Annotated in this window: 19 protein-coding genes and 1 pseudogene; 10 read left to right on the forward strand and 10 right to left on the reverse strand. The window is 57.7% G+C overall.

Annotated elements, in window-relative coordinates; translation table 11 throughout:
• Positions 1 to 447 precede the first annotated feature (447 nt).
• Together MKZ79_RS09880 and MKZ79_RS09885 are read left to right on the forward strand one after the other, a co-directional pair.
• The gene (locus MKZ79_RS09880; protein WP_336141629.1) at positions 448 to 2,565 is read left to right on the forward strand and encodes a putative bifunctional diguanylate cyclase/phosphodiesterase; all 2,118 of its coding nucleotides are present in this window, start codon (positions 448 to 450) and stop codon (positions 2,563 to 2,565) included.
• A gap of 57 nt (positions 2,566 to 2,622) precedes the next feature.
• On the forward strand, positions 2,623 to 4,050 hold the full coding sequence (locus tag MKZ79_RS09885) for an aminotransferase-like domain-containing protein (RefSeq protein ID WP_336141630.1): 1,428 nt from the start codon (positions 2,623 to 2,625) through the stop codon (positions 4,048 to 4,050).
• 3 nt (positions 4,051 to 4,053) lie between these two features.
• Here MKZ79_RS09885 and MKZ79_RS09890 read toward each other — a convergent pair whose 3' ends face one another.
• The gene (locus MKZ79_RS09890; RefSeq protein WP_336141632.1) at positions 4,054 to 4,536 is read right to left on the reverse strand and encodes a YlaC family protein; all 483 of its coding nucleotides are present in this window, start codon (positions 4,534 to 4,536) and stop codon (positions 4,054 to 4,056) included.
• Positions 4,537 to 5,088: 552 nt separating this feature from the next.
• On the opposite strand from MKZ79_RS09890, the gene MKZ79_RS09895 reads away from it, so the two are divergent.
• A complete protein-coding gene (locus tag MKZ79_RS09895; RefSeq protein WP_336141633.1) occupies positions 5,089 to 6,045 on the forward strand; it encodes a hypothetical protein in 957 nt (318 codons plus the stop codon).
• Positions 6,046 to 6,239: 194 nt separating this feature from the next.
• On the opposite strand, the pseudogene MKZ79_RS09900 reads toward MKZ79_RS09895, so the two are convergent.
• A pseudogene (locus tag MKZ79_RS09900) lies at positions 6,240 to 6,555 on the reverse strand (winged helix-turn-helix domain-containing protein); the annotation flags it as partial.
• A gap of 339 nt (positions 6,556 to 6,894) precedes the next feature.
• Between MKZ79_RS09900 and MKZ79_RS09905 the strand changes: the two are divergent.
• From MKZ79_RS09905 to MKZ79_RS09915, 3 genes are all read left to right on the forward strand, one after another.
• The gene (locus MKZ79_RS09905; protein ID WP_336141634.1) at positions 6,895 to 7,479 is read left to right on the forward strand and encodes a hypothetical protein; all 585 of its coding nucleotides are present in this window, start codon (positions 6,895 to 6,897) and stop codon (positions 7,477 to 7,479) included.
• Positions 7,480 to 8,014: 535 nt separating this feature from the next.
• Positions 8,015 to 9,241, forward strand: coding sequence for a cupin domain-containing protein (locus tag MKZ79_RS09910; protein WP_336141636.1), 1,227 nt, complete (start codon positions 8,015 to 8,017; stop codon positions 9,239 to 9,241).
• Positions 9,242 to 9,374: 133 nt separating this feature from the next.
• Positions 9,375 to 10,646, forward strand: coding sequence for an acid phosphatase (locus MKZ79_RS09915; RefSeq protein ID WP_336141638.1), 1,272 nt, complete (start codon positions 9,375 to 9,377; stop codon positions 10,644 to 10,646).
• A 48-nt stretch (positions 10,647 to 10,694) separates the two neighbouring features.
• On the opposite strand, the gene MKZ79_RS09920 is transcribed toward MKZ79_RS09915, so the two are convergent.
• The 3 genes from MKZ79_RS09920 to MKZ79_RS09930 all read right to left on the reverse strand — a co-directional run bounded on the left by MKZ79_RS09920 (position 10,695) and on the right by MKZ79_RS09930 (position 14,372).
• Positions 10,695 to 11,213 (reverse strand): hypothetical protein, encoded by a 519-nt coding sequence (locus MKZ79_RS09920; RefSeq protein WP_336141640.1) that lies wholly within the window; start codon positions 11,211 to 11,213, stop codon positions 10,695 to 10,697.
• 166 nt (positions 11,214 to 11,379) lie between these two features.
• Positions 11,380 to 12,906: a p-aminobenzoyl-glutamate transporter gene (abgT, locus tag MKZ79_RS09925; RefSeq protein WP_336141641.1), complete on the reverse strand. Its 1,527-nt coding sequence runs from the start codon at positions 12,904 to 12,906 to the stop codon at positions 11,380 to 11,382.
• A gap of 152 nt (positions 12,907 to 13,058) precedes the next feature.
• Positions 13,059 to 14,372, reverse strand: a complete 1,314-nt coding sequence (locus MKZ79_RS09930; protein WP_336141643.1) for a M20 family metallo-hydrolase — start codon at positions 14,370 to 14,372, stop codon at positions 13,059 to 13,061.
• Between the two features lie 126 nt (positions 14,373 to 14,498).
• Between MKZ79_RS09930 and MKZ79_RS09935 the strand changes: the two genes are divergently transcribed.
• The 3 genes from MKZ79_RS09935 (at position 14,499) to MKZ79_RS09945 (ending at position 17,004) form a co-directional block, all read left to right on the forward strand.
• Positions 14,499 to 15,401 carry a LysR family transcriptional regulator gene (locus tag MKZ79_RS09935; protein ID WP_336141644.1) on the forward strand — a complete coding sequence of 301 codons (903 nt, stop codon included), beginning with the start codon at positions 14,499 to 14,501 and terminating at the stop codon, positions 15,399 to 15,401.
• A 661-nt stretch (positions 15,402 to 16,062) separates the two neighbouring features.
• The gene (locus MKZ79_RS09940; RefSeq protein WP_336141645.1) at positions 16,063 to 16,497 is read left to right on the forward strand and encodes an SRPBCC family protein; all 435 of its coding nucleotides are present in this window, start codon (positions 16,063 to 16,065) and stop codon (positions 16,495 to 16,497) included.
• A gap of 15 nt (positions 16,498 to 16,512) precedes the next feature.
• Positions 16,513 to 17,004, forward strand: coding sequence for a GNAT family N-acetyltransferase (locus MKZ79_RS09945; protein ID WP_336141646.1), 492 nt, complete (start codon positions 16,513 to 16,515; stop codon positions 17,002 to 17,004).
• Positions 17,005 to 17,037: 33 nt separating this feature from the next.
• Here MKZ79_RS09945 and ftnA read toward each other — a convergent pair whose 3' ends face one another.
• Complete coding sequence (gene ftnA / locus MKZ79_RS09950; RefSeq protein WP_336141647.1) at positions 17,038 to 17,544, reverse strand: non-heme ferritin; 507 nt, start codon at positions 17,542 to 17,544, stop codon at positions 17,038 to 17,040.
• A gap of 487 nt (positions 17,545 to 18,031) precedes the next feature.
• Here ftnA and MKZ79_RS09955 point away from each other — a divergent pair, with 487 nt between their 5' ends.
• A complete protein-coding gene (locus MKZ79_RS09955; RefSeq protein ID WP_336141648.1) occupies positions 18,032 to 18,274 on the forward strand; it encodes a helix-turn-helix domain-containing protein in 243 nt (80 codons plus the stop codon).
• A 65-nt stretch (positions 18,275 to 18,339) separates the two neighbouring features.
• Here the strand turns inward: MKZ79_RS09955 and pqqF are convergent, their stop codons facing one another.
• The 4 genes from pqqF to pqqC are packed head-to-tail and all read right to left on the reverse strand — an operon-like array spanning position 18,340 to position 22,817.
• Positions 18,340 to 20,664 (reverse strand): pyrroloquinoline quinone biosynthesis protein PqqF, encoded by a 2,325-nt coding sequence (gene pqqF / locus MKZ79_RS09960; RefSeq protein ID WP_336141649.1) that lies wholly within the window; start codon positions 20,662 to 20,664, stop codon positions 18,340 to 18,342.
• Positions 20,661 to 21,794 carry a pyrroloquinoline quinone biosynthesis protein PqqE gene (gene pqqE, locus MKZ79_RS09965; protein ID WP_336141650.1) on the reverse strand — a complete coding sequence of 378 codons (1,134 nt, stop codon included), beginning with the start codon at positions 21,792 to 21,794 and terminating at the stop codon, positions 20,661 to 20,663. The genes pqqF and pqqE overlap by 4 nt, the downstream gene beginning before the upstream one ends.
• Positions 21,781 to 22,065, reverse strand: a complete 285-nt coding sequence (gene pqqD / locus MKZ79_RS09970; protein WP_336141651.1) for a pyrroloquinoline quinone biosynthesis peptide chaperone PqqD — start codon at positions 22,063 to 22,065, stop codon at positions 21,781 to 21,783. Before pqqD ends, pqqE begins: the two co-directional genes overlap by 14 nt.
• Entirely contained in the window at positions 22,065 to 22,817 is a 753-nt protein-coding gene (gene pqqC / locus MKZ79_RS09975) for a pyrroloquinoline-quinone synthase PqqC (RefSeq protein WP_336141652.1), read from the reverse strand. The genes pqqD and pqqC overlap by 1 nt, the downstream gene beginning before the upstream one ends.
• Positions 22,818 to 22,822 lie beyond the last annotated feature (5 nt).

The raw sequence follows: 22,822 nt of genomic DNA on the forward strand, positions 1-22,822 counted from the left end.
GATAATCGCTGCCGGGGCTAAATACCGCGGCGCCAGCCGAAAAGGCTAATTTCTGTTATGTTTAACACTATAGAACAGCCTGTCGGGCAGAGCTAAGCGAAACGCAAAAATAACGCTAATGGATTGAAAAAGAAACGAACGGGTCTTTTGCCACGGAACAGAACGGCCTGATGAAAAATAATCAGGAATTATCCTGGCTTTCTCTGGGCAAAGAAAAAAGCGGATGCTAAGGTCGTCGGGCAAAAAAGCAAAATTGATAAACCCTTTAAATTATAATGGGATAGGCGGTTTTATCCCGCTATTGCCGCACGCTCAGGCCTCTTTATATTGGCAGGGGTAAAGTCGGCTACTCTTTAGCCGATACCGTAATTATTGAAAACGCTTTACCAGCTTGATTACTCCATTACCCGGTGCCAGACAACTGGCTTTTGCTTCAGAGATTTGCATATGCTTATGAGCTCTTACGACCAGCTGTTGGTTATCGTCTCTATATTTGTTGCCTTTCTGGCCTCCTACACCGCGCTGGATATGGCGGGCAGAGTAGCGACGTCCACGGGAAAAGCGGCTCGCGTCTGGCTGGTTGGCGGCGGTTTTGCGATGGGCATTGGCATCTGGTCCATGCATTTCATCGGCATGCTGGCAATGAATCTGGCGATGGTAATGAGCTACGATCCTTTGCTCACGCTGGTTTCCATGTTTGTGGCGATAGCGGCTTCGGTCTTTGCGCTGTGGATCGTCTGCTACGGCGAGCTGACGCTTATCCGCCTGATGGTGGGCGCGCTGGCGATGGCCAGCGGCGTGGTGGCGATGCACTATATCGGCATGGCCGCGCTGATGTTTGAGCCCGGCATTGCCTGGGACTGGCGCTGGATAGCGCTATCGGTAGCCATTGCGCTGGTGGCTTCCACAGCGGCACTGTGGCTGGCGTTTAAGCTGCGTCAGGGCGAAGGGCACCTCGCGCTGCTGCGCGCCGGCGCCGCGCTGATTATGGGCGCGGCTATCGCCGGTATGCACTACAGCGGCATGGCGGCAGCCAACTTTCCGATGGGCAGTCACGCTACGCAGATGGGCGTCAATAGCAGCTGGCTGGCGGTGCTGGTAGTAGTGGTGACACTCTCTATCCTGGGAATTACGCTGGTGGTTTCTACCCTGGATGCTCGCCTGCAGGCCAGAACCTCGATGCTGGCCTCTTCGCTGGCGGAAGCGAACCGCGAGCTGGCCCAGCTGGCGCTGCACGATAACTTAACCCGCCTGCCTAACCGTATTCTGCTGGAAGATCGTCTGGATCAGGCGCTGAATAAAGCCGTGCGGGAAGAAACCTCGTTCGCCCTGATGTTTATGGATCTGGATGGTTTTAAGGCGGTAAACGACGCTTTCGGCCATCACGTCGGCGACAATCTGCTGGTGGCGGTCACTGAGCGTATGAAAAACCTGCTGACGGGACACCACACGCTGGCGCGGCTGGGCGGTGATGAGTTTGTGCTGCTGCTGGAGATCGGCGAACCGAACGACGCCGCCGCCGTGGCCGATATGCTGGTCAAAGCCATCGATGAACCTTTTCTGATTTCCCGCTATGAACTGGTAGTTTCGCTGAGCATCGGCATTGCGGTCTATCCGGGCGACGGCAACGACGAGCGCGAACTGATGTTCAACGCCGACGCCGCCATGTACCACACTAAAAACAACGGCCGCAACGATTACAGCTTTTTCCAGCCGTCGATGAACACCATCGCGCAAAACCAGCTGCAGCTGATCAACGATCTCTGGCTGGCGCAGGAGCACAACGAGCTGCGCCTTTTCTATCAGCCGAAATTCTGCGCGCCGCAGGGGCCTATCGTCGGCTTTGAAGCGCTGATCCGCTGGCAGCATCCGCAGCGCGGTCTGCTGACGCCGGACATCTTTCTGCCGCTGGCGGAAAAAACCGGGCTAATCGTCAGCATCGGCAACTGGGTTATCAACGAAGCCTGCCGCCAACTGAGCGTCTGGCACAAAATGGGCAATACGCAATGGTCGGTGGCGGTCAACCTGTCGTCGTTGCAGTTTGAGCAGGCCGGGCTGGTGGAAACCGTGGTCAACGCGCTGAAGACGCACCAGATCCCGCCGGAGCTGCTGACGCTGGAAGTCACTGAAACCACCGCCATGCGCGATCCTGATGAAAGCGTGCGTATCCTGACCGAGCTAACCGAACTGGGCGTTAAAGCCTCGATTGACGACTTCGGCACTGGCTACTCCAGCCTGCTTTATCTGAAACGCCTGCCGGCCAGCGAGCTGAAAATCGATCGCGCCTTTGTCAATGAGCTGCAAACGCAGAACGAAGACGCCACTATCGTCACCGCCATTGTGGCGCTGGCGCAGACGTTAAAGCTGAAAGTGGTGGCGGAAGGCGTGGAGACAGAGGAGCAGCAGGCTTTCCTGACCAGCCTGGGCTGCAACTCGCTGCAGGGCTACCTGCTGGGCAAACCGGTTCCCGCTGAACAGGTGCCGCAGCTCAAGCTCTATGCGGGCAACCATGAATCCAATCGCGTGGCCGAATCGGAGAAAATCAACGTTTCAAAAGCTGTTTAATCGCGCCGCGGCTAACTATAATAGTTGCTCAATCCTGAGCGCGGGCCTGTAACAGTTTTGGCAAAATATCTTCAGTTAATCGAGCAAATCCAGCAGCAGATCCTCAGCGAGATCTGGCTGCCTGGCGAAAAACTTCCCTCGCTGCGCGAGCAGGTGGCGCAGAGCGGCATGAGCCTGATGACGGTAATGCACGCCTATCAGGTGCTGGAGAGCCAGGGCTGGATCCTCTCTCGTCCGCAGTCAGGCTACTATGTCGCGCCGCGCGCGGAGTTCCTCAGCCAGCCCGCCAGCCATCAGAAAGTGCAGCTTACGGAGTCGGTCGATATCAACGACTTTATCTTCGAGGTGCTGCAGGCCTGCCGCGATCCGGGCATTATGCCGTTCGGTTCCGCCTTTCCCGATCCTGAACTCTTTCCGCAGCGTCAGCTGATGCGCTCGCTCGCTTCCGTCTCGCACTCGCTGAAGCCTGCGGATGCGTTGAACAACCTGCCGCCAGGCAACGAGGCGCTGCGTAAAACGCTCTCAAAACGCTACGCGCTGCAGGGCATTCAGGTTTCGCCGGAGGAGATCGTTATCACCAATGGCGCGATGGAGGCGCTGAACCTGAGCCTGCAGGCGGTCACCGAGCCAGGCGACTGGGTGGTGGTGGAAAACCCCTGTTTTTACGGCGCGCTGCAGGCGATCGAGCGGCTGCAGCTTAAGGCGGTGGCCATCGCCTCGCATCCGCAGCACGGCATCGATCTGGAAGAGCTGGCTGCCACGCTGGCGAAGCTGCCGGTCAGGGCGTGCTGGATGATGTCCAATCAGCAAAATCCGCTGGGCTGCACGCTGAGCCGCGAGAAAAAACAGGCGCTGGTGGCGCTACTGGAGGCGCACCAGGTGACGCTGATCGAAGACGACGTTTACAGCGAGCTCTGGTTCGGCAGCGAGAAGCCGCTGCCGGCGAAGGCGTTTGAAACCCAGGGCAGCGTGCTGCACTGTTCTTCCTTTTCCAAAAACCTGGTGGCCGGCTTTCGCGTGGGCTGGGTGGCCGCAGGCAAACATGCGCAGCGCATTCAGCGTCTGCAGCTGATGAGCACAATCTCCACCAGCGCGCCGATGCAGCTGGCGCTGGTCGACTATCTTGGCAGCCGCAGCTACGACGTCCATCTGCGCAAGCTGCGTCAGCGGCTGGCCCAGCGCAAAAGCCTGGCGCGACAGTCGCTGCGGCGACATCTGCCCGCCAGCGCGAAAATCAACGACTCTCAGGGTGGCTACTTCTTATGGATAGAGCTGCCGGAAGCGGTCAACACTACCGAGCTTTATTATCGTGCGCTGCAGGAAAAGATCAGCATCGCGCCGGGAAAAATGTTCTCCACCAGCGAACAGTACGCCAACTATTTTCGGTTCAATACGGCATGGGAATGGGGTGAAGCGCAGGAAGCGGCGGCAGCGACGTTGGGCAGGCTGATAGCGGAAATGCTTCAGGGCCAGCGCTGGCCCTGACAATCAGACGGAGGAAGCGCGCTGCTGGCCCCAGGTCAGATGGTAGACGTCGTAAAAATCCACTTCGCCTTTCAGCTGCAGCAGTTTTTGGATGCCCTGTTTAACGTTGTCCGGCACCTGACTGCTGGCCAGAATATCCTGAATCGCCTGTTCGGACAGGGTACGCACGTAATACCATTCGCCGTTGTAGCAGACGCGCAGGTCGAGCGTATCGATATCCTCAAAGCGGTAGCGCGGATTAACATCCAGCAGCATCAGGCCGCTCATCAGCAGCACAAAGAAGGTGGCGCCCCAGAACGCGGGCCAGCCCAGAAATTCCGTGGTAAAAATCAGCGCGACGGTCAGGGCGTAGCAAACATACATCGATGCCCACAGGCCGGGATGGCTTTTCAGGAAATTGAAGCTGAAACGCGGTCGGTTATCGCGCTGTTCTTCACGGTTAAGCGTATCGATTTCGCGCAGCAGGATCTGTTTAACGTCTTCCACTCTGAACCTCCTCTTGGTACAGGCGTCAGTAAATCACATCCGGTTCAGGAAAGGCAGACACAGTTAACATCAATAAATCTATAACAGTCAGGCGGAAGCCACGCTGTCGGCTAACGTTTTAGCGCCCGTCACGGCAGGCGATGCCTACGAATTTCTGACCAATAAATGACGGCTTTATAGCAGAACTATCGAGAAATAAGCATTCTCGCAGTTATTTTTACAGGCGTTAGCCATAATAATTAATCAGTTCAGGCTGGTAATAATTAACGTTCTTTCGCCGCGTGATACAGCTTCTGTTTATTTTAATTTCACGTTAATAGCATTAGAATAGGTGATGAGCCGCTTTGCTATAGCCGCAGGCTTGTTATATGTTTGTACTTGAATAACAACAGATAAAGCGCTGGGTTAATTGTTTTCTGCGTATTTTATTAATTATTTAATAAATAAGGCATAAGTTAAATCAGGGAAAGATTAATATGTTAAAAATAGAAGATTATTATAATTCTGTTAATTTATTTGGTTTCCTTCTCTCCGCCTGGCGGTATTACAAATATGAAAAATAATTCCGCTGACGATGATAAGAGAAATGAAAGCCCGGTTAACGGCTCTTTTACTGCAATAACTGAAGGCGTAACGGCCACGGTCTGGACGCCAGACTACGTTACGCGCCTGCGGCAAAATATTCACCGCTGCAGCTGTCCGGGTTGCGACAGCGCCTCGCCGCTGCTGCAATTCCGATGGAAAAACCACGTACGCCACAGTGCGGACATCAGCTGCCGTCGCGCCGCGGCGGAAATCCTCTGCCTGACAGCTTCATGCACCATCGCCTTTAGCGAAGACGCGGCGGAACATTTACCGGCACTGCCGGCGGAAAGCCTGTGGATGAACCAGCGCTGCCTGCGCCTGTTCGCCGTTTTTCAGGACAATCCCGTGCTGCTGCTCTATGTACTGGGCCGCTTTATTCGTGAAGCCGGACGCCTTGTGCCGTCGCAGCGTGAGGCGCTGCTGGAAACATGGCTACAGCCGGACGCTCGTCAGCGACTGATAGACGACTTTATCCGTCAGCCGCAGGGAACGGGCTATCCGTCAGCTGCCTTAAGCAGCCTGCATAAGCTGCCGCTGTCGGCGCTGGCCGCTGGCGACGCCCGGCTGCCAAAATGGGAAGAGATAAGGCGCATGAATGAAGCGGAGCTGCGGCAAAGCTGGACAAAACTGCAAAAGGCAAGCGGCCTGCGCAGAGAGGAACAGCGCAAAATTCTTGGCAACTATCTCTTTTACGAACTCTGCCATACGATTTTTCCCGGCAGTTCTCCGGCCGAATGGGAAAATAATTTTGCTCGCCTCTGTCAGCGTCTGCTCAGCCTGAATCTGCTGCTGCTGGTGCTGCCGCCGGATTACGGCAAAGAAAGCGTCAGCGCGCTGCTGGCCGCCAGTTTGTACGCCGCGCGGGTAAAAACGTTCGCGGGCTCTCCTGAAGAGAAAAAAGCTTTTTTGTCGCCGGTTTTTTAAAAATTAACGGCAGAGAAAAGCGGCAAGCGTGAACAGTGCGACTCCCTGCATCAGGCAGAGCCAGCGCCAGAAGCGTCCGGAAGGCGGACGTTTTAGCTGCTGCGGCGCGCGCTCCGGTCTGAATTCTTTGGTGACAGCGGGAGTAGGATTATCGCTTGCGGTCAGACTGGCGTACTCTTCAGGCGACAGGTGCCGGCAATATTCCGCTTCCAGGATATAGCCTTTTCGGGGGATGGTTTTGATAATCCGCTGCTGTTTTCCATCGTCGTTCAGGGCGATGCGCAGGGCATGAATAGCATTAGGCAGGCTGTTATTACCTATTACCCGGCGTTCCCACACCAGCGCGGTCAGCTCTTCCCGCGTCACTATTTTTCCGGCGCGTTCCGCCAGCGCTATCAATAATTTTAACTGATATTCACCCAGCCTGCGTTGTTCGGCGGTGGCCTGATGGCACAGCGAGCCCGATGCCGTATCAATCAGCCAGCAATGAATAAGGTAGCGCGAATCCATAAGGCAACCATCCATGTTTATCGGGAGAAGGGAAAACGATTTTCCCATTTTTCCGTTAATAAAGCTCACGTGTCGCCTGCATGATTAAGCTGCCGTTTAATTTTGACTTCCGCTATTTTAAAAAACGTTATGCTCTTAACAGCGACTTCAGACGCACGGAAAAGGCTAACGACGGTGCCTGGGATCGCCCGCCAGACAGAACCCGGGGTACAGCAAAAGGTGATTTGAGTTAAGTAGAGAGAAATTAAGACGTTATGTGATCAAAAGCCTTTCATGGCGATTGCAACTTTGCCGCCAGATGCCACAATTGATTAACACACAGATCCCCGGAGGCATCTTATGCTAACCCATGCTGGTAACCTGCTTGCAATGATGTCTTTTGCAGCCGGCACTTTTTCGGCTGGCATGTCGAATAATCCGCAGTATATGACTTTTCAGCCAGCCAGCGGCGTGCCAAATAATCCGCTGCCGCTGATTATCTATCCGCGCACGGCGCCTAATGACGTCGAAGATATTGCCGCCTGGTTCGAAGAGACGTTCTCGCGTCATGGCTGGACGCCGCGCTGGCGCTATCCTGTTTACGCCTATACGCATTATCATCCAAACACTCATGAGCTGCTGGGCATTGGCGCGGGCTGGGCGCAAATTCTGTTTGGCGGCGAAACGGGCAGGGCAGTGACCGTCCACGCGGGCGACGCTATTCTTATCCCGGCGGGCGTTGGCCATCAGCAGCTGGCGGCCAGCGAGGACTTCTTCGCCGTTGGCGCCTACCCTAAAGGCATGGAGCCGGTAACGCGACGCAGCGATTTGGAGCATTACGAAACTTCACTGGACGCCATTAAGCGCGTGCCGATGCCGCAACGCGATCCGGTTAGCGGCGGAGAAGGCGCGGTAACCGAGATCTGGCATCCGCTGCAATCCTGAATTTTCCCTGCCGGGCGAAACAGTGCCTGACCGGCAGCAAAATCTTTACCTGACGGCACCGCGCAAAGCGTACTGGCAGCTGGCCAGGCGCGCTGTCGCCGTCCTGGCCCTCGACGCAGCAGAAGCACTTTCACTGGCAAAGCGTTGTCAGACCGCGCATCAAACATCTGCACAATGCAGCGAAACGCGACGTGATAATCCCGGCATGATATTTTTCTGACTGCGTAGCCGCGTAACCTTATGTTTCAGCGTCCTGTCCCTTTTTGATAAAAATAATTGATGAATGAACGCCGCCGGCAGCAATTGCCGCTGCTAAATCACATTAACAATTCTGTAACGTCACCTTTTCGCCTGCGGTAGCCTGTTTTCTATAAATTAAACTGAACTATCAATAAAAGTTTTTAATCTTTTTTTGCTTACATTTCAGCGTTTTTAAGATTGGTTTCGATGAGGATTGGTTGAGGTTTGTGTAGCTAGCTTTAAGTTCGCGACGGTATTTCACCGGCGCGTCTTATCACTACACAAGGAAGCAGAGATGAACCCCATTACACGTCGTAGCTTTATGACCTTCGCCGCTGGCGGTACCGTGGCGTTGGCAGCCGGTTCCGTGCACGCCCACGACCGCACCGTCGCGGCTCAGCCCTGGAGCGGACAGATGGGCGGCAGCGATCCCGGGCCGCAGGATCCGCAGCGCGCGCAGCAAAATCCCGATATCGTCAACCCGCCGCCGACCGACAGCGGCACCCTGCCAAATTTGCGTTTTTCCTACAGCGATTCGCACGTGCGCAAAGGCAGCGGCGGCTGGACGCGACAGATCACCGAGCGCGAGCTGGGCGTCTCTAAGAGCATCGCAGGCGTCAATATGCGCCTGAACAGCGGCGGTATTCGCGAGCTGCACTGGCATAAAGAGGGCGAATGGGCGTATATGCTTTACGGCAAGGCGCGCATCACCGCGCTGGATGTGGACGGCCACTGGTTTGTGGACGACGTCGGCGTGGGCGATCTCTGGTACTTTCCGCCCGGCGTGCCGCACTCTATCCAGGGACTCGGCCCCGACGGCTGCGAGTTTCTGCTGGCCTTCGACAATGGCGGTTTCGACGAGGACAGCACCTTTCTGCTCAGCGACTGGTTTAAGCACGTGCCGCCGGAAGTGCTGGCGAAAAACTTTGGCGTGCCGGTAGAAACCTTCAGCAAGCTGCCTGCGCCAGCCGATGAATATATCTTTGCGGCCACGCCGCCGGGCGATCTGCAGAAAGACGCTATTGCGGGCGCTACTCGCTCAGATACGGCTTTCAGCCACCGTATGCTGGCGCAGCAGCCGATAACGCTGAAAGGCGGCACGGTGCGGATTACCGATTCGTCGGTGTTTAAAGTTTCCAAAACCATCGCGGCGGCGCTGGTGGAGCTTCAGCCCGGCGCGATGCGCGAACTGCACTGGCATCCTAATACCGATGAGTGGCAGTACTATCTGGAAGGCGAAGGACGGATGGGCGTGTTTGCCTCTTCGGGGCAGGCTCGCACCTTTGATTTCCGGGCCGGTGACGTCGGCTATGTGCCTTTCGCGATGGGGCACTACGTTGAAAACACTGGCGATAAGCCGCTGCGTTTTCTGGAGCTGTTCAAAAGCGACCACTATGCCGATATCTCGCTGAACCAGTGGCTGGCCTCGACGCCGCCTGAACTGGTGCGGCAGCATCTGCATCTGGACGATGTCTTTATGCAGGCGCTGGATAAAACCAAAAAGCCGGTGGTGGGCGGCTAAGTCACCCTTCAGCAGGCCGCAGGGACGCGGCGAACGTCAATTCGTTTCAAAATATAAGTTGTCACTTTCCTGTCATCAATCTCTTCCAGCATAAGCGCCAGTAAAGCTAACTGACTTAATTTAAGGAACTTTTATGCGCTTTCGTTACTCTCTGCTGGCTACAACGCTGCTGCTCGCCCACTTCGCCCAGGCAAAAAACGCGCCCGCTATTCCGGAAAAAATTCAGGCTACTCTCGACACCACTACGCCTGCCAGCGGCGATGCACGGTTTGTGGCTTTTGAAGGGCAGATCCAGCAGTCGCTGATCGACGCGCTGAAAGGCGATGCCGCTAAGCTGACGCGGGCGCAGCTGGATAAAACCGCGCAGAGCGACAAACTGGCGGATAAGGCCTGGCTGAAGGCGAGCGGTTACGACTTCGATAAAAAAGCCAACCAGCAGGCGGGTATTGCGCTGCTGAGCGCGTTCAGCACGCTGCCGAAAAGCACGCTGGATGCCAGTATGCAGGTGGTGGAACAGGCCAACCTTAATGCCACCGACGGCCAGCGCCGCCAGGCGGTTATCGACGCGGAAGGGCAAAACCATCTTTTCTTTCTGGCCGACGCGTTGGGGCCGAAGCTGGGCCAGGCTTTCCTGAACGCCTATAACAAAGGTGAAATCGGCAAGGCGGCGGCGTTAATCAAAGCCAGCGAGGTCAGCACCGGTGCGGCTAAGGCGCATTTTAACTATCCGCGTCCTTTCCTGATGCCGGGCAACACCCTTCACGCCGTGCCGGACACCTCGGTGGTAAAAGACAACCAGCCTTACCAGGCAAACGAAGGCTCTTTCCCGAGCGGACATACCAATACCGCCTGGACCGACGCGCTGCTGCTGGGCGAAATGGTGCCGGAACGCTTCGTGCCGCTGGTGGATCGCGCCGCGCGCTACGGCTACTCGCGAATGGTGCTGGGCGTGCATTATCCCATTGATTTGATTGGTTCGCGGATGGTGGCGCAGCGCAATGTGGCGCACTATCTTAACGATGCCAACTATCAGCGTCTTTTCGATGAAGCGAAACAGCAGCTGCGCGGCGCGCTGGAAAAAGAGTGCGGCACCACGCTGGCCGAGTGCGCGAAACCAGCGGGCGAGGCCGATCCTTACGCCGCGCCGCAGATGCGACAGTTCGCTCATTTCGCCATGACTTACCAGCTGCCGCAGGAGAGGGTGAAAAAGAGCGCGGTTACGGTGCCGGAAGGGGCGGAGGTTCTGCTGGAAGGGCCGCTGCCGCATCTGAGCGCGCAGCAGCGCCGCCAGCTGATGGTTTCCAGCGCTATCGCTGGCGGCTATCCGCTTTCCGGCACCACGCCGGAGCAGAACTTCTGGCAGCGGCTGGATCTGTCAGCAGCGGTCGGGATGCGTCAACGCTAAAGAAAAAGGGCGATATTTTCGCCCTTTGTTGTTTTCTGCGCGGCGCCGTTATTTGGCGCCGGTTTCCGTTTGCTTCTCGTCCTTCACGCCGATTTGCGGCAGCGCGCCGAAGTCGAGCGTTTTTCCTTTCAGCTGCTTCGCCAGCTCCTCACTGATATCGGATTCGGGCGCGGTAGCCAGCGCGGCCTGTTCAGGCAGGATCGCCAGCAGCTGATGTTCCTGACGATATTTATCGGCTGCTTCTCCTATCGCCTTCAGCGCCACGCTGTTAGCCTGACGCTGGGCGTGCTGCCACTCCAGGTTAAGCAGTTGCTGGTCGGCGAGCAGCGCGCTGCGTCGCTTCTCTTCCGGCAATTTAGCGCCGTTTTCCTGCGCCATTTTTAGTCCCTGCTGCAGCTGTTCGTCGACCGCTTTCAGGCGGGCCTTCAGCTGTTCCGTTAGCCCGGCCTCCTGCATCACCTTTTCAGGATTGATAAATTTCACCGCCTGCGTCTGTTTCTGCTCGCAGCCCGTAAGCAGCGCGGCGACGGCAAGACCGATCGCCAGCGTGCTGATTTTTCGCTTCATTCTGTTTCTCCTGTGAGTCGGGCCGCACGGCCCGGCTGTTCCTTTCCCTGGCCAGGGTGATTAAACCGCGAGGAAATATAAACGATGGCGGGAGAGTCGGCTGGCGTTTCTCCCTTTCCTGTTGATTTAAATCAATGTTTTTCACCTTCCACGCATCCTGCGCGGCTTACTGCGGCAGCGTCGGCCAGACGCCCGGCCCAATCGGCAGTCCGAGCGCGTACCAGACCAGCAGCAGCAGGATCCAGACGCTGAAAAACAGCAGCGGGTAAGGCGCTATCAGCACGTAATAGGTGCCAAGCTGCGCGTCTTTCCGGTAGCGCTGCAAAAAACTCAGAAACAGCGGCAGAAAGGGCGACATCGGCGCCAGCGGCAGCACGGCGGAATCCGCGATGCGGAAAATCATCTGCGCAAAGGCCGGATGAAAGCCCAGCAGCATAAACATCGGCACGAAAATAGGCGCCAGTATCGACCAGATAGCGGAGCCGCTGGCGATAAACATGCAGAGCAGGGCCGAAAGAAACATCAGGCCGACAAAGGCGGGCGCGCCGGTCATTTCCGCTTTTTCCAGCAGGTCCGTCAGCCCTACGGCCATAAACTTGCCCATATTGCTCCAGTTAAAAAAAGCGACGAACTGCGCCAGCGGAAAGACCATTACGATAAAGCCGGCCATGTTTTTCATCGGCTCGATCAGCAGCTGGGGAATATCGTTGGGACGCCGGATCTGCTTTGTCGCTACGCCGTAGGCGATACCGGCAACGAAGAAAAACAGAATAATCAGCGGCACTATGCCCTGAATAAAAGGCGAAGGGATAACCGCGCCCGTTTGCGGATGGCGCAGCGGCGCGCCTTCCGGTACCACCAGCAGCGCCACCAGCAGGATAAACACCAGCGAGGCGATGCCGCTGATGCGCAGCCCGCGATTTTGCAGCGGCGTTAGCTTTGTCAGGCCATCCTGCGGCTCGCCGCGCCAGGCCGGCAGGCGCGGTTCAATAAACTTATCGGTCAGCAAACCGCCCGCCAGCGTTAACACGATCACCGAAGTGGCCATAAAAAACCAGTTATCCAGCACGCTGACGTGAAGGGTTTCGCTGACCGCCTTCGCCGCCTCGGTGCTGATGCCGGAAAGCAGCACGTCGGTGGTGACGATCAGCAAATTAGCGGTAAAGCCGGAAGCGACGCCCGCAATCGCCGCCAGCAGCCCGGCCACCGGATGGCGCCCGACGGCGATAAACATCAGCGCGCCCAGCGGCGGCGTCACCACCAGCGCGGCGTCGGATGAGATATGGCTGAAAAAGGCGATAAACAGCACCATATAGCTGGCGTAGCGAGCGCTGACGAAAGAGGCCATCTTGTGCATCAGCGCCTGCAGCAGACCGACTTTCTCCGCCAGTCCCGCGCCGATCATCAGCGCCAGAATCGATCCCAACGGCGTAAAGCCGCTAAAGTTTTTAATAATGCCGGGCAGGATCCACTGCAGCCCTTCGACGCTCAGCAGGTTTTTAACCCGGATAACCTCGCCGTTGGCAGGATTGATTACCGACACCTCCAGCCACGACAGCACGGCGGTGGCGATCATCAAAACCACAATCAGATAAACAAACAGCAGAAAAGGATTGGGCACCTTGTTGCCGACGCGCTCAACCCAGCTGAACAGTTTGCCGGGGCTTTTCCCCGGCGCGGCTGCATCACTCATATTTTACCCTCTGTTGTGTTGGCATTTTTTTATTGTCGGGCTGGGATCGGGCCCAGCCTCGGAAAACGCCGCAGCGTAGCCGTCAGCGTTGTGGTGCAAAAAGCGTGCCGTTTTACGGGCACGGCGCTATCACCTCTGTTCGTCCCGCCTGTTTAGCGGCGGCTGAAGCTGTTGATATTAAAAGCCAGCGCGGCGAGCGTTTTGACCGCCGTCACCATTACCGCTTCGTCAAAGTCAAACTTCTCATTGTGATGCCCGGCGCTGAGCTCGGTGCCGAAAATGATATAGGAGGCCTGGCCGCCGCGCGTTTTCACCCGCTCCATCATATAGGTCGCATCTTCGGAGCCGGCGGCCTGGCCGCGACTCTCCACCAGCGAGGTCAGCTCGGGGATCTGCGCAGCCTGCTGACGGATATACTCCACCCAGGGCCGCGTCGGCTCGCAGCTGCGCGCCGCGCCCATCAGTTTCACCTCATGCTGCACGCCATACATGGCCGCCGCGCCCGCCACGACCTGCAGCGCCTGCTGATAGATAAAGTCGTTGATTTCGTTAGTGGCGCCACGGGTTTCCACCTTCAGCAGCGCGCGATCCGCGACCACGTTGCGTCCGGTTCCGGCCTGAAGCACGCCGACGTTGATGCGCGAACTGCCGCCGCTGTGCTGCGGCAGGTTATGCAGCGCCAGCGTCGCCTGCGCCGCGGCCAGCAGCGCGTTCTTGCCCTCTTCCGGGCGGGCACCCGCGTGCGCGGCGACGCCGCGAAAGGCGATATCCATTTTGGTGGTCGCCAGAAAGGTATTGCTGCCGCACACCAGCTCGCCGGCGGCCACGCCGGTGCCGATATGAATGGCGGTAAAGAAGTCGACGTCATCCAGCACGCCCGCTTCCACCATTGACTTCGCGCCGCGCGTACCTTCTTCCGCCGGCTGGAAAATCAGTTTGACGGTGCCGCACAGCTTTGACTCGAACTGCTTCAGCACCTGTGCCACGCCCAGCCCGATCGCGGTATGCCCGTCATGGCCACAGGCGTGCATCATGCCTTCGTTGCAGGAGGCGAAACCTTCGGCGAAGGGACGATGCTCCTGTGCCTGCATCTCCACCACGTCCAGCGCATCCATATCGACGCGAAACGCCATAACCGGCCCCGGACGTCCGGTCTTCAGCGTGGCGACGATGCCGCAGAAACCGCCGGAAAAGTACGGCAGCCACTGCGGCAGCGCGCCCTGAGCCAGCGCGCGCTCTTCGTGCTGCGCCAGCACTTCCGCCGGAGGAACGCCCATCCGCGCCTCTGCCTTGATCACCTCTTTACCAAGCTGCAGCGACCAGCCCAGGCGATGCAGCTCTTCAGCCACCAGCGTAGCGGTGCGGAATTCCAGCCAGCCGGATTCGGCAAACTTATGCAGATCGCGGCGCCAGCTCTGCAGGCGGGGAGAAATCTCTTTAACAAAATCGGTTACGGCTTGCTCCATTCCTGATTCCTTAAATAGCAGTACAAAAAATGCTGATTTTTGACTCTACACAGTGGTTCCGATGCGCAGAAGATGACAATATCTTTTGGCTGATAGGGAATGGTTATCGCTAACGAGGAGCCTCATATGCCCGCACCCATTAAGCTGCACCAGCTTCGTGCATTTGTAGAGGTCACGCGCCAGGGCAGCATCCGCGCGGCGAGCCGTGCAGCGAAGCTGTCGCAGCCTGCGCTCTCTAAATCGGTGCAGGAACTGGAAGAAGCGCTGGGCGCTCAGCTGTTTATTCGTCAGCGGCAGGGCGTGCAGCTGACGGAAGTCGGCAGGGATTTTTTTCGTCATGCCAGCCTCGTGCTGGAGGAGCTGCGGGTCGCGCAGGAGGAAATTCAGCAGCGGCTGGGCCACGCGGGCGGCTCGGTAAACATCGGCGTTGGCGGCAGCATCGCCCGCACGCTGATGCCGAAGGTGATAACCCAATTCCATCAGAGCTTCCCCAACGTCAAGGTACGCATCCTGGAAGGGCAGCTGACGACCATGCTGCCGGCGCTGCGCCAGGGCGAACTCGATTTCACCGTTAATACCTGGTGTCCGGGTCATCAGGACAACGAACTGAGCTACGAAAAGCTGATGGAGCGCGACTACTGTGTGGTGGCGCGCAAGGGGCATCCGCTGGCGCAGGCGACGTCGCTGGAAGCGCTGCGGCACTGCAGCTGGACGATGCCTTCACCCAACAGCAGCTACTACCGGCTGTTACAGGATCTTTTTGCCGAAAGCGGGCCGCCGCCCGCCATTACGATTACCTGCGAAACCTTTATGGCCTGCGCCAGCCTGCTGGCGCAGAGCGATTTCGTCAGCATCCTCTCGCAGGACTTTTTTAGCGACGCGCTGGTGGGGGATCGGCTGGTGGCGTTAAAGCTGAAGGAAAAAATGCCTAAGGCGACTTTCTGCCTGATCCGTCGTAAAGATACTGCGCTGACGCCGATGGGCGCGCAGCTCGCCAGACTCTTTCGACAGCATAGCCAGACGGAATAAAATATTGTCCAGCCAATAAATATTAACGCAACGGCATACAGGCTTTGGTTATTAATATGGGTAAGCCGTACGGGCTGCAGGCGAGCCTTTCCTGTCATAGTTTGAATAAATTATCCCTGCATGGCTAAAGTTAATCACTCACCGCAGGCGGTTAATTAACTGCCTGTAAAGATTTAGTCTTTATCCTTAAATTTTTTCCTCCGTTTTCCACATAGTGGCGGCTCCAGCCAGCTGCGCTTTTTAGACTGGAGCACGATATTATTTTATCGGGGCCAACTATGTTTTCTGAAAAAATGGTAATTCAACAAACTTTTCCGCTGCCGCGCACTGAGAAAAAAACGTTTGTTCAGGCCTTCGGACGCTGCGGCTGCATTGTCGTTTTAACAAACCAGGCAACGTCGACATCTTCCTGCCTGAAAACAGCGAATTCTGGCAGACGCCGTATTCTGTGCCAGCCGACCGAAAAAGTGTCTGACCGGGATCGTTCAATACCGGCGATGCGGAATTACAGGGCTGGTTGACCCTTGAGCTGAACGGCGTTAAGGCGCTGAACGCAAGCGGGTCAACATGACCCGCTTTTTTTGCGTCGGCCGCAGCAACGGATAAAAGCGCTCCGTATTCCATGCTAAAGTTAAATTTCCATAATGTTCAGGGGATTGTTATGTCACACACTGCCTATGCCAGCCGTATCATTACCGCCACGCCAGAACAAATCTGGCCGCTGGTCGCCGATTTCAACGGTCTGCCGAAGATCCATCCGGCAATCACCGCCAGCGAGCTGGAAGAGGGTGCCAGCGAAAGCAAGGTTGGCGTAGTAAGAAAGCTGACGCTGCCCGACGGTACGGTACGCGAGCGCCTGGTAAAGCTGGATAAAGCCAGCTGGGAGCTGCACTACGCTATTCTGGACGGCATCATGCCGGTGACGGATTATGTCGCGGTAGTCAAACTTTCGCCGAAAACGGACGGCACCACGCTGGCGGAATGGTGGGCGGATTTTAAAGTCGCCGCCGGCCATGACGAGAAGGAAGTGGCGCAAAACGTCAGCGAAGGCGTCTTCGCCACCTGTCTGCAAAATATCGCGCAACGGCTGGGCTGAACAGGGAGCTTCGCCATGACGACGCAGTTGACCGTGCAGCGCTATCAGCCTTGCTATCAAACTGGCGTGAAGGATCTGATCCTGCCGATCCAGAATCAGGAGTTCGGTATCGTGATTACGGCAGAGCAGCAGCCGGATCTCAGCGATATCGAAAATTTTTACCAGCAGGGTTCCGGCGACTTCTGGCTGGCGCTGGCGGACGATCGCGTGGTGGGCTGTATCGGCCTGAAGGATATTGGTGACGGTCAGGCGGCGCTGCGTAAAATGTTTGTGGCGGAAGCGTGGCGAGGCCGGGAAAACGGCGTGGCCGGTCGTCTGTTACAGACGCTAATCGCACACGCTCGCGAGCGGCAGCTTAGCGATATCTGGCTGGGCACCACCGCAAAATTTCTGGCGGCACACCGCTTTTACGAGAAGAACGGTTTCGTTAACGTGGCGGAAGCGGCGCTACCGGCGGCTTTTCCGGTGATGAAGGTAGATACGAAGTTCTATCATCTGGCGCTATAGCTAAAAAGGGGCGAACGGCTTCGCCCCCCATCTTCAGGCATTTTCGCCTGAGACGCTCATCTGCATTAAATCTTTATCTACAAAGAACAGCCCTTTGCCGCTGTCGCCCACCAGCGCCAGCTTGTCCAGCACCGATTTAAACAGCTTCTCTTCCTCATGCTGTTCGGCAACGTACCACTGCAGGAAATTAAAGGTGGAGTAATCCTGTGAGGTCATCGCCGCGTGCGCCAGCTCGTTGATTTTGGCGGTGATAAGCTGCTCATGCTCGTAGGCCTGCTCCAGCACTTTGTTCAGCGACTCAAAGGTCACCGGCGGCGCCGCAATGCTGCCCAGCACCGGCATCGCGCCGGTATCGCTCAGGTAGTTAAACAGGCGCTGCATATGCTCCATCTCTTCCCGCGAATGTTCGCGCAGAAAAGCGGCGGCGCCCTCAAAGCCCTTATCGGCGCACCAGGCGCTCATCTGTAAATAGAGGTTGGCGGAAAAGAACTCCAGGTTTAACTGATCGTTCAGGCGAGCGGTCATTTCGGCAGTCAGCATAGCGGCTCCAGATATTTACAGGCGGAATAATATATTGGCTGCATTATGCACGGTAAGCGGCGGAATAAAAACAGAATATAAGCCTGTTTTTATATTTCCCGCTTAAAAAAAGACGAGTGATAATTATTATCACTTTTTTATCGTTGTAATGGTTTTGATAATTATTCGTGTTGCCTTTTTTGGCGCGCAGGCGACCTGTTATGACTAAATGGCCTGACTTACTGAACCATGTTAAGCAAATCATCAAGCGAAAAGTTGCCGATAAAAACAGGACGATTTTGTTATCGTAAAGAGTATATTATCGGGAGCGATTATCTATTTACCTTGCCGCTGACCTGACGTCGCCACCTGGCGTCAAAGCGAAAATTTTCCCTCGCGTTAGCGGGCGCAGAGCACTATTATTTGACGCGCGCATTTGATAGATGACGTGATAACCCAGGCGGCCGCAGGTGAATTTTTCCGGTTTTACTCTATAAAAGGATGAATGATGGAGCAGAAGGACTGGCATACCGCAGACATTATCGCTGCATTAAAAAAACGAGGCACAAATCTGTCCGCGCTTTCCCGGGAAGCGGGACTGGCGTCTTCAACGCTGGCGAACGCGCTGCGACGTCCCTGGCCGAAAGGCGAAAAGCTGATCGCCGATGCGCTGGGCGAAAAACCCGAAAAAATCTGGCCGACGCGCTATCAGCATCTGACCAGGCCGGGTAAATACCCCGGACAGGTCTGAAGCGCTGGCCAACCGCTTTCTTCCCGGCGCAGCATGGCTTTCTGCTGGCGGTTTCTTTGCAGCGTTTAAGTGTCGTTGCTCAAAAACCACCAGCAAGAGCGATCGCCTGTCAGCTGTCGATAAGCCAGTTGCAGCCCTTCAGATGAAGGCTCAACGGCGCTGGCGGCAAGCCGCAGCTGCTGATAGCGCCAGTGAGCGGTAATCTGCTGTGGGGTTTTCGGCACGGCCGGCGGCGCATTATGCTGCAGGGCAAGCAGGCTCTTTTCTAAGGCTGCAGCGGAGAAGCCCGCTACCGTTTCCGCCATCCCGGCGATAAAGCGCTCAATGTGGCGAAACAGCTCAGCGGCGCGCAAAGAAGGTGACTGCAGCGCGAACAGTAGGCCCGCCTGTCCGGCGGTCTGATGAAAACGGCAGCTCACCACATAGCCAATATTGGCCTCAATCCGCAGCTGCTGAAAAAAATGCGGTTCAAACAGCATTGCCAGCAGCTGCCAGTGGGTGAAGCAGGCGCTGCTGGCCTCCGTTAGCGGGCAGAAAACCAGCGCCGCGCCGTCCTGGCTTGTCGTTGCGTAGACAAAATGCGATTGCGCAGGCGAGATGGTCGGCAGCGGTTTTGGCGGTTCGATAACGCCAGGCAGCCTGCTCAGCGATCGCGCCAGCGTTGCCGCCTCTTTATCCGTACCGCCGTAAAACGTCGCCTGCCAGCATGGTGTCGACGAAGAGGCGTCAACCAGCAGATCGGGCAGATGCGCCAGCAGGCAGCGAATGGCGATATCGTCAGCTTGCCGCGCCCTGTCGAAAAGGCGTTCGCCGTAGGCCAGTGAAGAAGCTGAGGGCGCAACCAGCGCCGCCAGCGCGCGATCCAGCGTGGAGGCTATCAGGGCGCCATTGCCGCTAAGCCGCAGCAGCCACTGGCCATCCTGTCGTGAAAAAACCAGCTCGCCACCGCCGTGAAGCGCTGCGCCCATCGCGGGCTGCAGCGCGGCTTCGAAGGTTGCCGCCGTACGGCGGCAAAGTGTCTGGCCGGGCTGCACGCTGAGCAGTAACGCGGGTTCGCCCGCAGCCTTAAAACGCTGTAGCGGACAGGGCGGCGCAATCGGCGCTGGCGGCGCGGCAGGCGCGGAAGAGGGCGAGTAAAAACGCATGGCGGGCAGCGGCTGCGCGGGCGGCTGCGGCCAGTCGATGGCGGTTAGCCGCAGCGGGAAACCCTGTGCCTGAGTTACGGGCGCGCTGGCCGCAGGCGATACCCATAGCCGACTCAGCCCTTGCGGGAGAGGCAGCGCCGTGGTCGCTTTTGCCGGCGCAAAGCCCAGCGCCAGCTCGCGCAGACGATCCAGCGCGGAGAGCTGACTAAAGCGGCGCTGCGTCAGAGTGGCGTAATGGCTCAGCTGCGCCAGCGTCAGCTCGGGCAGCCGCGCCAGCCAGCGGCGGAACAGCGCTTCGATAACGGCGCACTGTGCCAGACGCGGACTCTGAAACATCACGCTCAGCACCGATTGCCGCGGCCCGCGATAAGGCACCAGCAGTGAAATATCGTCGCACAGTTGGCGCTCGCGCAGCGTCGCCAGCAGGCTGTCCTGCGCCTTATCAAGCAAGAGTTCGCGCAGCAGCGTCAGGCTGGCGGGATCGCCTGCGTCCAGCAGAAAGCTTAGCTGGAGTTGCTGGTCGGCGGCGCTTTGCAGCACGAAGGCGCGCTGCGAGGCGAACTGTAAAAGCGGCACATCAGCAGGCGTCGCGGCGGCGCAGGGAAAAGCCGACGCCGCTTTCTCCGCCAGCGCCTTCAGCGTCGTCAGCGGCTGCGGCCCGCTCAGCCAGAGCTCAAGATTGCCAGTATGGAAAAAGCGCTGGTGATAAGCCTGTAGCGCTTGCCGTAACGCAACCGCGTCATCGCCAAAATGATGAAGGCTGCCGACATGAAAATCGTGCAGCGGATGCGGCGCGGCGAACGCCCGGCTCAGCGCCGCTTCGCCCAGCGTCGGGCCGTGGCTTTGCAGCATCTGATATTCGGCTTCAATCGCCGCCGACTCCGCCGTAATCGCTTCCGTCGTCAGCAGCGGTCGCGCCAGCATATCCGTCAGCCTCTCCAGAGCCGCAGAAAGCCGCTCGGGCGCTATCTCCACAAACCAGGCGGTATGGTGCGCCAGCGTGGTGGCGTTCAGACGTGCGCCGTTGACGGGCGCCCAGGCCATCAGCCGCTGCTGCTGCTGAAAACCCTCGCTGCCCGCAAAGAGCACGTGTTCCAGCAGATGCGCCAGGCCTGGCCAGGCGGGCGGCTCGTCGAAGCTGCCCGCCGACAGCCGGAACAGCGCCGCTGCCCGCTCGGCTTCCGGCTCGTGGATCAGCGTGATCCGCAGGCCATTGACCACGCAGAAAGAGGCGGGATCGTTCACGGCGAGGTTTTAAAGATCAGCTGCGAGTTAGTGCGGTTGCGGAACTGGAGCTGGCTGATTTGGATGTTGCTGCAGTTGGCCTGCTCGCGCGCCGCCAGGATCTGGCCGTGATGCGGCGATTTGGCGCAGACGGGATCGGCGTTGTCCGCGTTGCCGGTCAACATAAAGGCCTGACAGCGGCAGCCGCCGAAATCCTTCTCTTTTTCGTCGCAGGAGCGGCAGGGTTCCGGCATCCAGTCAAAGCCGCGGTACTTATTGAAGCCGAACGAGTCGTACCAGATCTCCTGTAGCGTGTTTTCCAGCACCGAAGGAAACTCAATCGGCAGCTGACGCGCGCTGTGGCACGGCAGCGCCATGCCTTCCGGCGTCACGCTCAGGAAAATCGCGCCCCAGCCGCCCATACAGCCTTTCGGACGCTCTTCGTAATAGTCGGGCGTCACGAACAGCAGATTGGCGAAGTTGCTGTTGTCCTTCATCTTTTCGCGGTAGCGCTGCACCACGGCTTCGGCGCTGGCGATCTGCTCGCGGGTCGGCAACAGGCCTTCGCGGTTCAGCTGCGCCCAGCCGTAAAACTGACAGGTCGCCAGCTCCACGTCATCCGCTTCCAGCTCGATCGCCAGCTCGATAATGCGATCGATCTGGTCGATATTGTGGCGATGCAGCACAAAGTTGAGCACCATCGGATAGCCGTGCGCCTTGACCGCTTTCGCCATCGCCAGCTTCTGCTGAAAGGCTTTTTGCGATCCCGCCAGCGCGGCGTTCAGCGTTTCGTCACTGGCCTGGAAGCTGATCTGAATATGATCCAGACCCGCTTCGGCGAAGGCGTCGATCTTCTTCTCGGTCAGGCCGATACCGGAAGTGATCAAATTGGTGTAAAAGCCGAGATCGCGCGCCGCCCGGATCAGCTCCGGCAGATCTTTGCGCACCAGCGGCTCGCCGCCGGAGAAGCCCAGCTGTACGGCGCCCATCTCGCGCGCCTGTTTAAAGACTTCTATCCACTGCGCTGTGGTCAGCTCCTGCTCCTGCTTAGCGAAATCGAGCGGGTTGGAGCAGTAAGGACACTGCAGCGGACAGCGATAGGTCAGCTCCGCCAGCAGCCACAGCGGCGGATTAGGCTTAAGCGAGTTCACGAAAAATAATCCACTTCTGTTCGACAGCCTGAATAAAGAACGTTTTCACATCCTCGTCCACGCCGCCCGCGTCGGGAAAACGAGCGTTCAGCTCGGCGATCAGCGCCGCCAGCGGGCGTTTGCCGTCCACCAGCTGCAGAATGGCGGTGGCGCTCTCGTTCAGCTTCGCCATGCCTTCCGGATAAAGGATCACGTGGCAGTCCTGGGTCGGCTCCCACTGCAGGCGGTAGCCGCGGCGAAACAGCGGCACCTGCTGGTCGTTGATATTCATTACAGCAGCCTCTCGTGATGCCAGGCGATCTGGTCGGTGACGGTATGGTAAGGCGGACGATGTAGCTCATAGGCCATGCTCATGGCGTCGAGCATACTCCAGAGGATATCCAGCTTGAACTGCAGGATCGACAGCATACGCTGCTGCTGCTCTGCGGTGGTGAAGTAGTCAAGCGCCAGCGCCAGCCCGTGCTCGACATCGCGTCTGGCCTGGCCCAGGCGACCACGGAAATAGTCATAGCCTTCGGCCTCGATCCACTGATAGTGCTGCGGCCAGCTGTCCAGGCGTGACTGGTGAATTTCCGGTGCGAACAGCTCGGTCAGCGAGCTGCACGCCGCTTCCTGCCAGACCGCACGGCGAGCGAAATTAACATAGGCATCCACGGCGAAGCGCACGCCCGGCAGCACTAATTTTTCGGAAAGCAGCGTGTCGCGCGTCAGGCCGACCGCTTCGCCGAGACGCAGCCAGGCTTCAATGCCGCCTTCGCTGCCTTCATGGCCGTCATGGTCGAGAATACGCTGCACCCACTTGCGCCGCGTCTGCGGATCAGGGCAGTTCGCCATAATCGCGGCGTCTTTCAGCGGAATGCTGGTTTGATAATAAAAGCGGTTCGCCACCCAGCCCTGGATCTGCTCGCGCGTCGCCCGGCCCTGATGCATGGCGATATGGTAAGGATGGTGAATATGGTAATAAGCGCCTTTGGCGCGCAGCGCCTGCTCGAACGCTTCGCGCGTCATGGGAGTTTCTTTCATGATGT

Source organism: Erwinia sp. CGal63 (assembly GCF_037026505.1).
Taxonomy (GTDB): domain Bacteria; phylum Pseudomonadota; class Gammaproteobacteria; order Enterobacterales; family Enterobacteriaceae; genus Erwinia.

Coding starts and splice junctions, on each gene's coding strand:
- MKZ79_RS09880 (WP_336141629.1), top strand. CDS start 448: ATGCTTATGAGCTCTTACGACCAGCTGTTGGTTATCGTCTCTATATTT.
- MKZ79_RS09895 (WP_336141633.1), top strand. CDS start 5,089: ATGAAAAATAATTCCGCTGACGATGATAAGAGAAATGAAAGCCCGGTT.
- MKZ79_RS09905 (WP_336141634.1), top strand. CDS start 6,895: ATGCTAACCCATGCTGGTAACCTGCTTGCAATGATGTCTTTTGCAGCC.
- MKZ79_RS09910 (WP_336141636.1), top strand. CDS start 8,015: ATGAACCCCATTACACGTCGTAGCTTTATGACCTTCGCCGCTGGCGGT.
- MKZ79_RS09915 (WP_336141638.1), top strand. CDS start 9,375: ATGCGCTTTCGTTACTCTCTGCTGGCTACAACGCTGCTGCTCGCCCAC.
- MKZ79_RS09920 (WP_336141640.1), bottom strand. CDS start 11,213: ATGAAGCGAAAAATCAGCACGCTGGCGATCGGTCTTGCCGTCGCCGCG.
- abgT (WP_336141641.1), bottom strand. CDS start 12,906: ATGAGTGATGCAGCCGCGCCGGGGAAAAGCCCCGGCAAACTGTTCAGC.
- MKZ79_RS09930 (WP_336141643.1), bottom strand. CDS start 14,372: ATGGAGCAAGCCGTAACCGATTTTGTTAAAGAGATTTCTCCCCGCCTG.
- MKZ79_RS09935 (WP_336141644.1), top strand. CDS start 14,499: ATGCCCGCACCCATTAAGCTGCACCAGCTTCGTGCATTTGTAGAGGTC.
- MKZ79_RS09940 (WP_336141645.1), top strand. CDS start 16,063: ATGTCACACACTGCCTATGCCAGCCGTATCATTACCGCCACGCCAGAA.
- MKZ79_RS09945 (WP_336141646.1), top strand. CDS start 16,513: ATGACGACGCAGTTGACCGTGCAGCGCTATCAGCCTTGCTATCAAACT.
- ftnA (WP_336141647.1), bottom strand. CDS start 17,544: ATGCTGACTGCCGAAATGACCGCTCGCCTGAACGATCAGTTAAACCTG.
- MKZ79_RS09955 (WP_336141648.1), top strand. CDS start 18,032: ATGGAGCAGAAGGACTGGCATACCGCAGACATTATCGCTGCATTAAAA.
- pqqD (WP_336141651.1), bottom strand. CDS start 22,065: ATGAATATCAACGACCAGCAGGTGCCGCTGTTTCGCCGCGGCTACCGC.
- pqqC (WP_336141652.1), bottom strand. CDS start 22,817: ATGAAAGAAACTCCCATGACGCGCGAAGCGTTCGAGCAGGCGCTGCGC.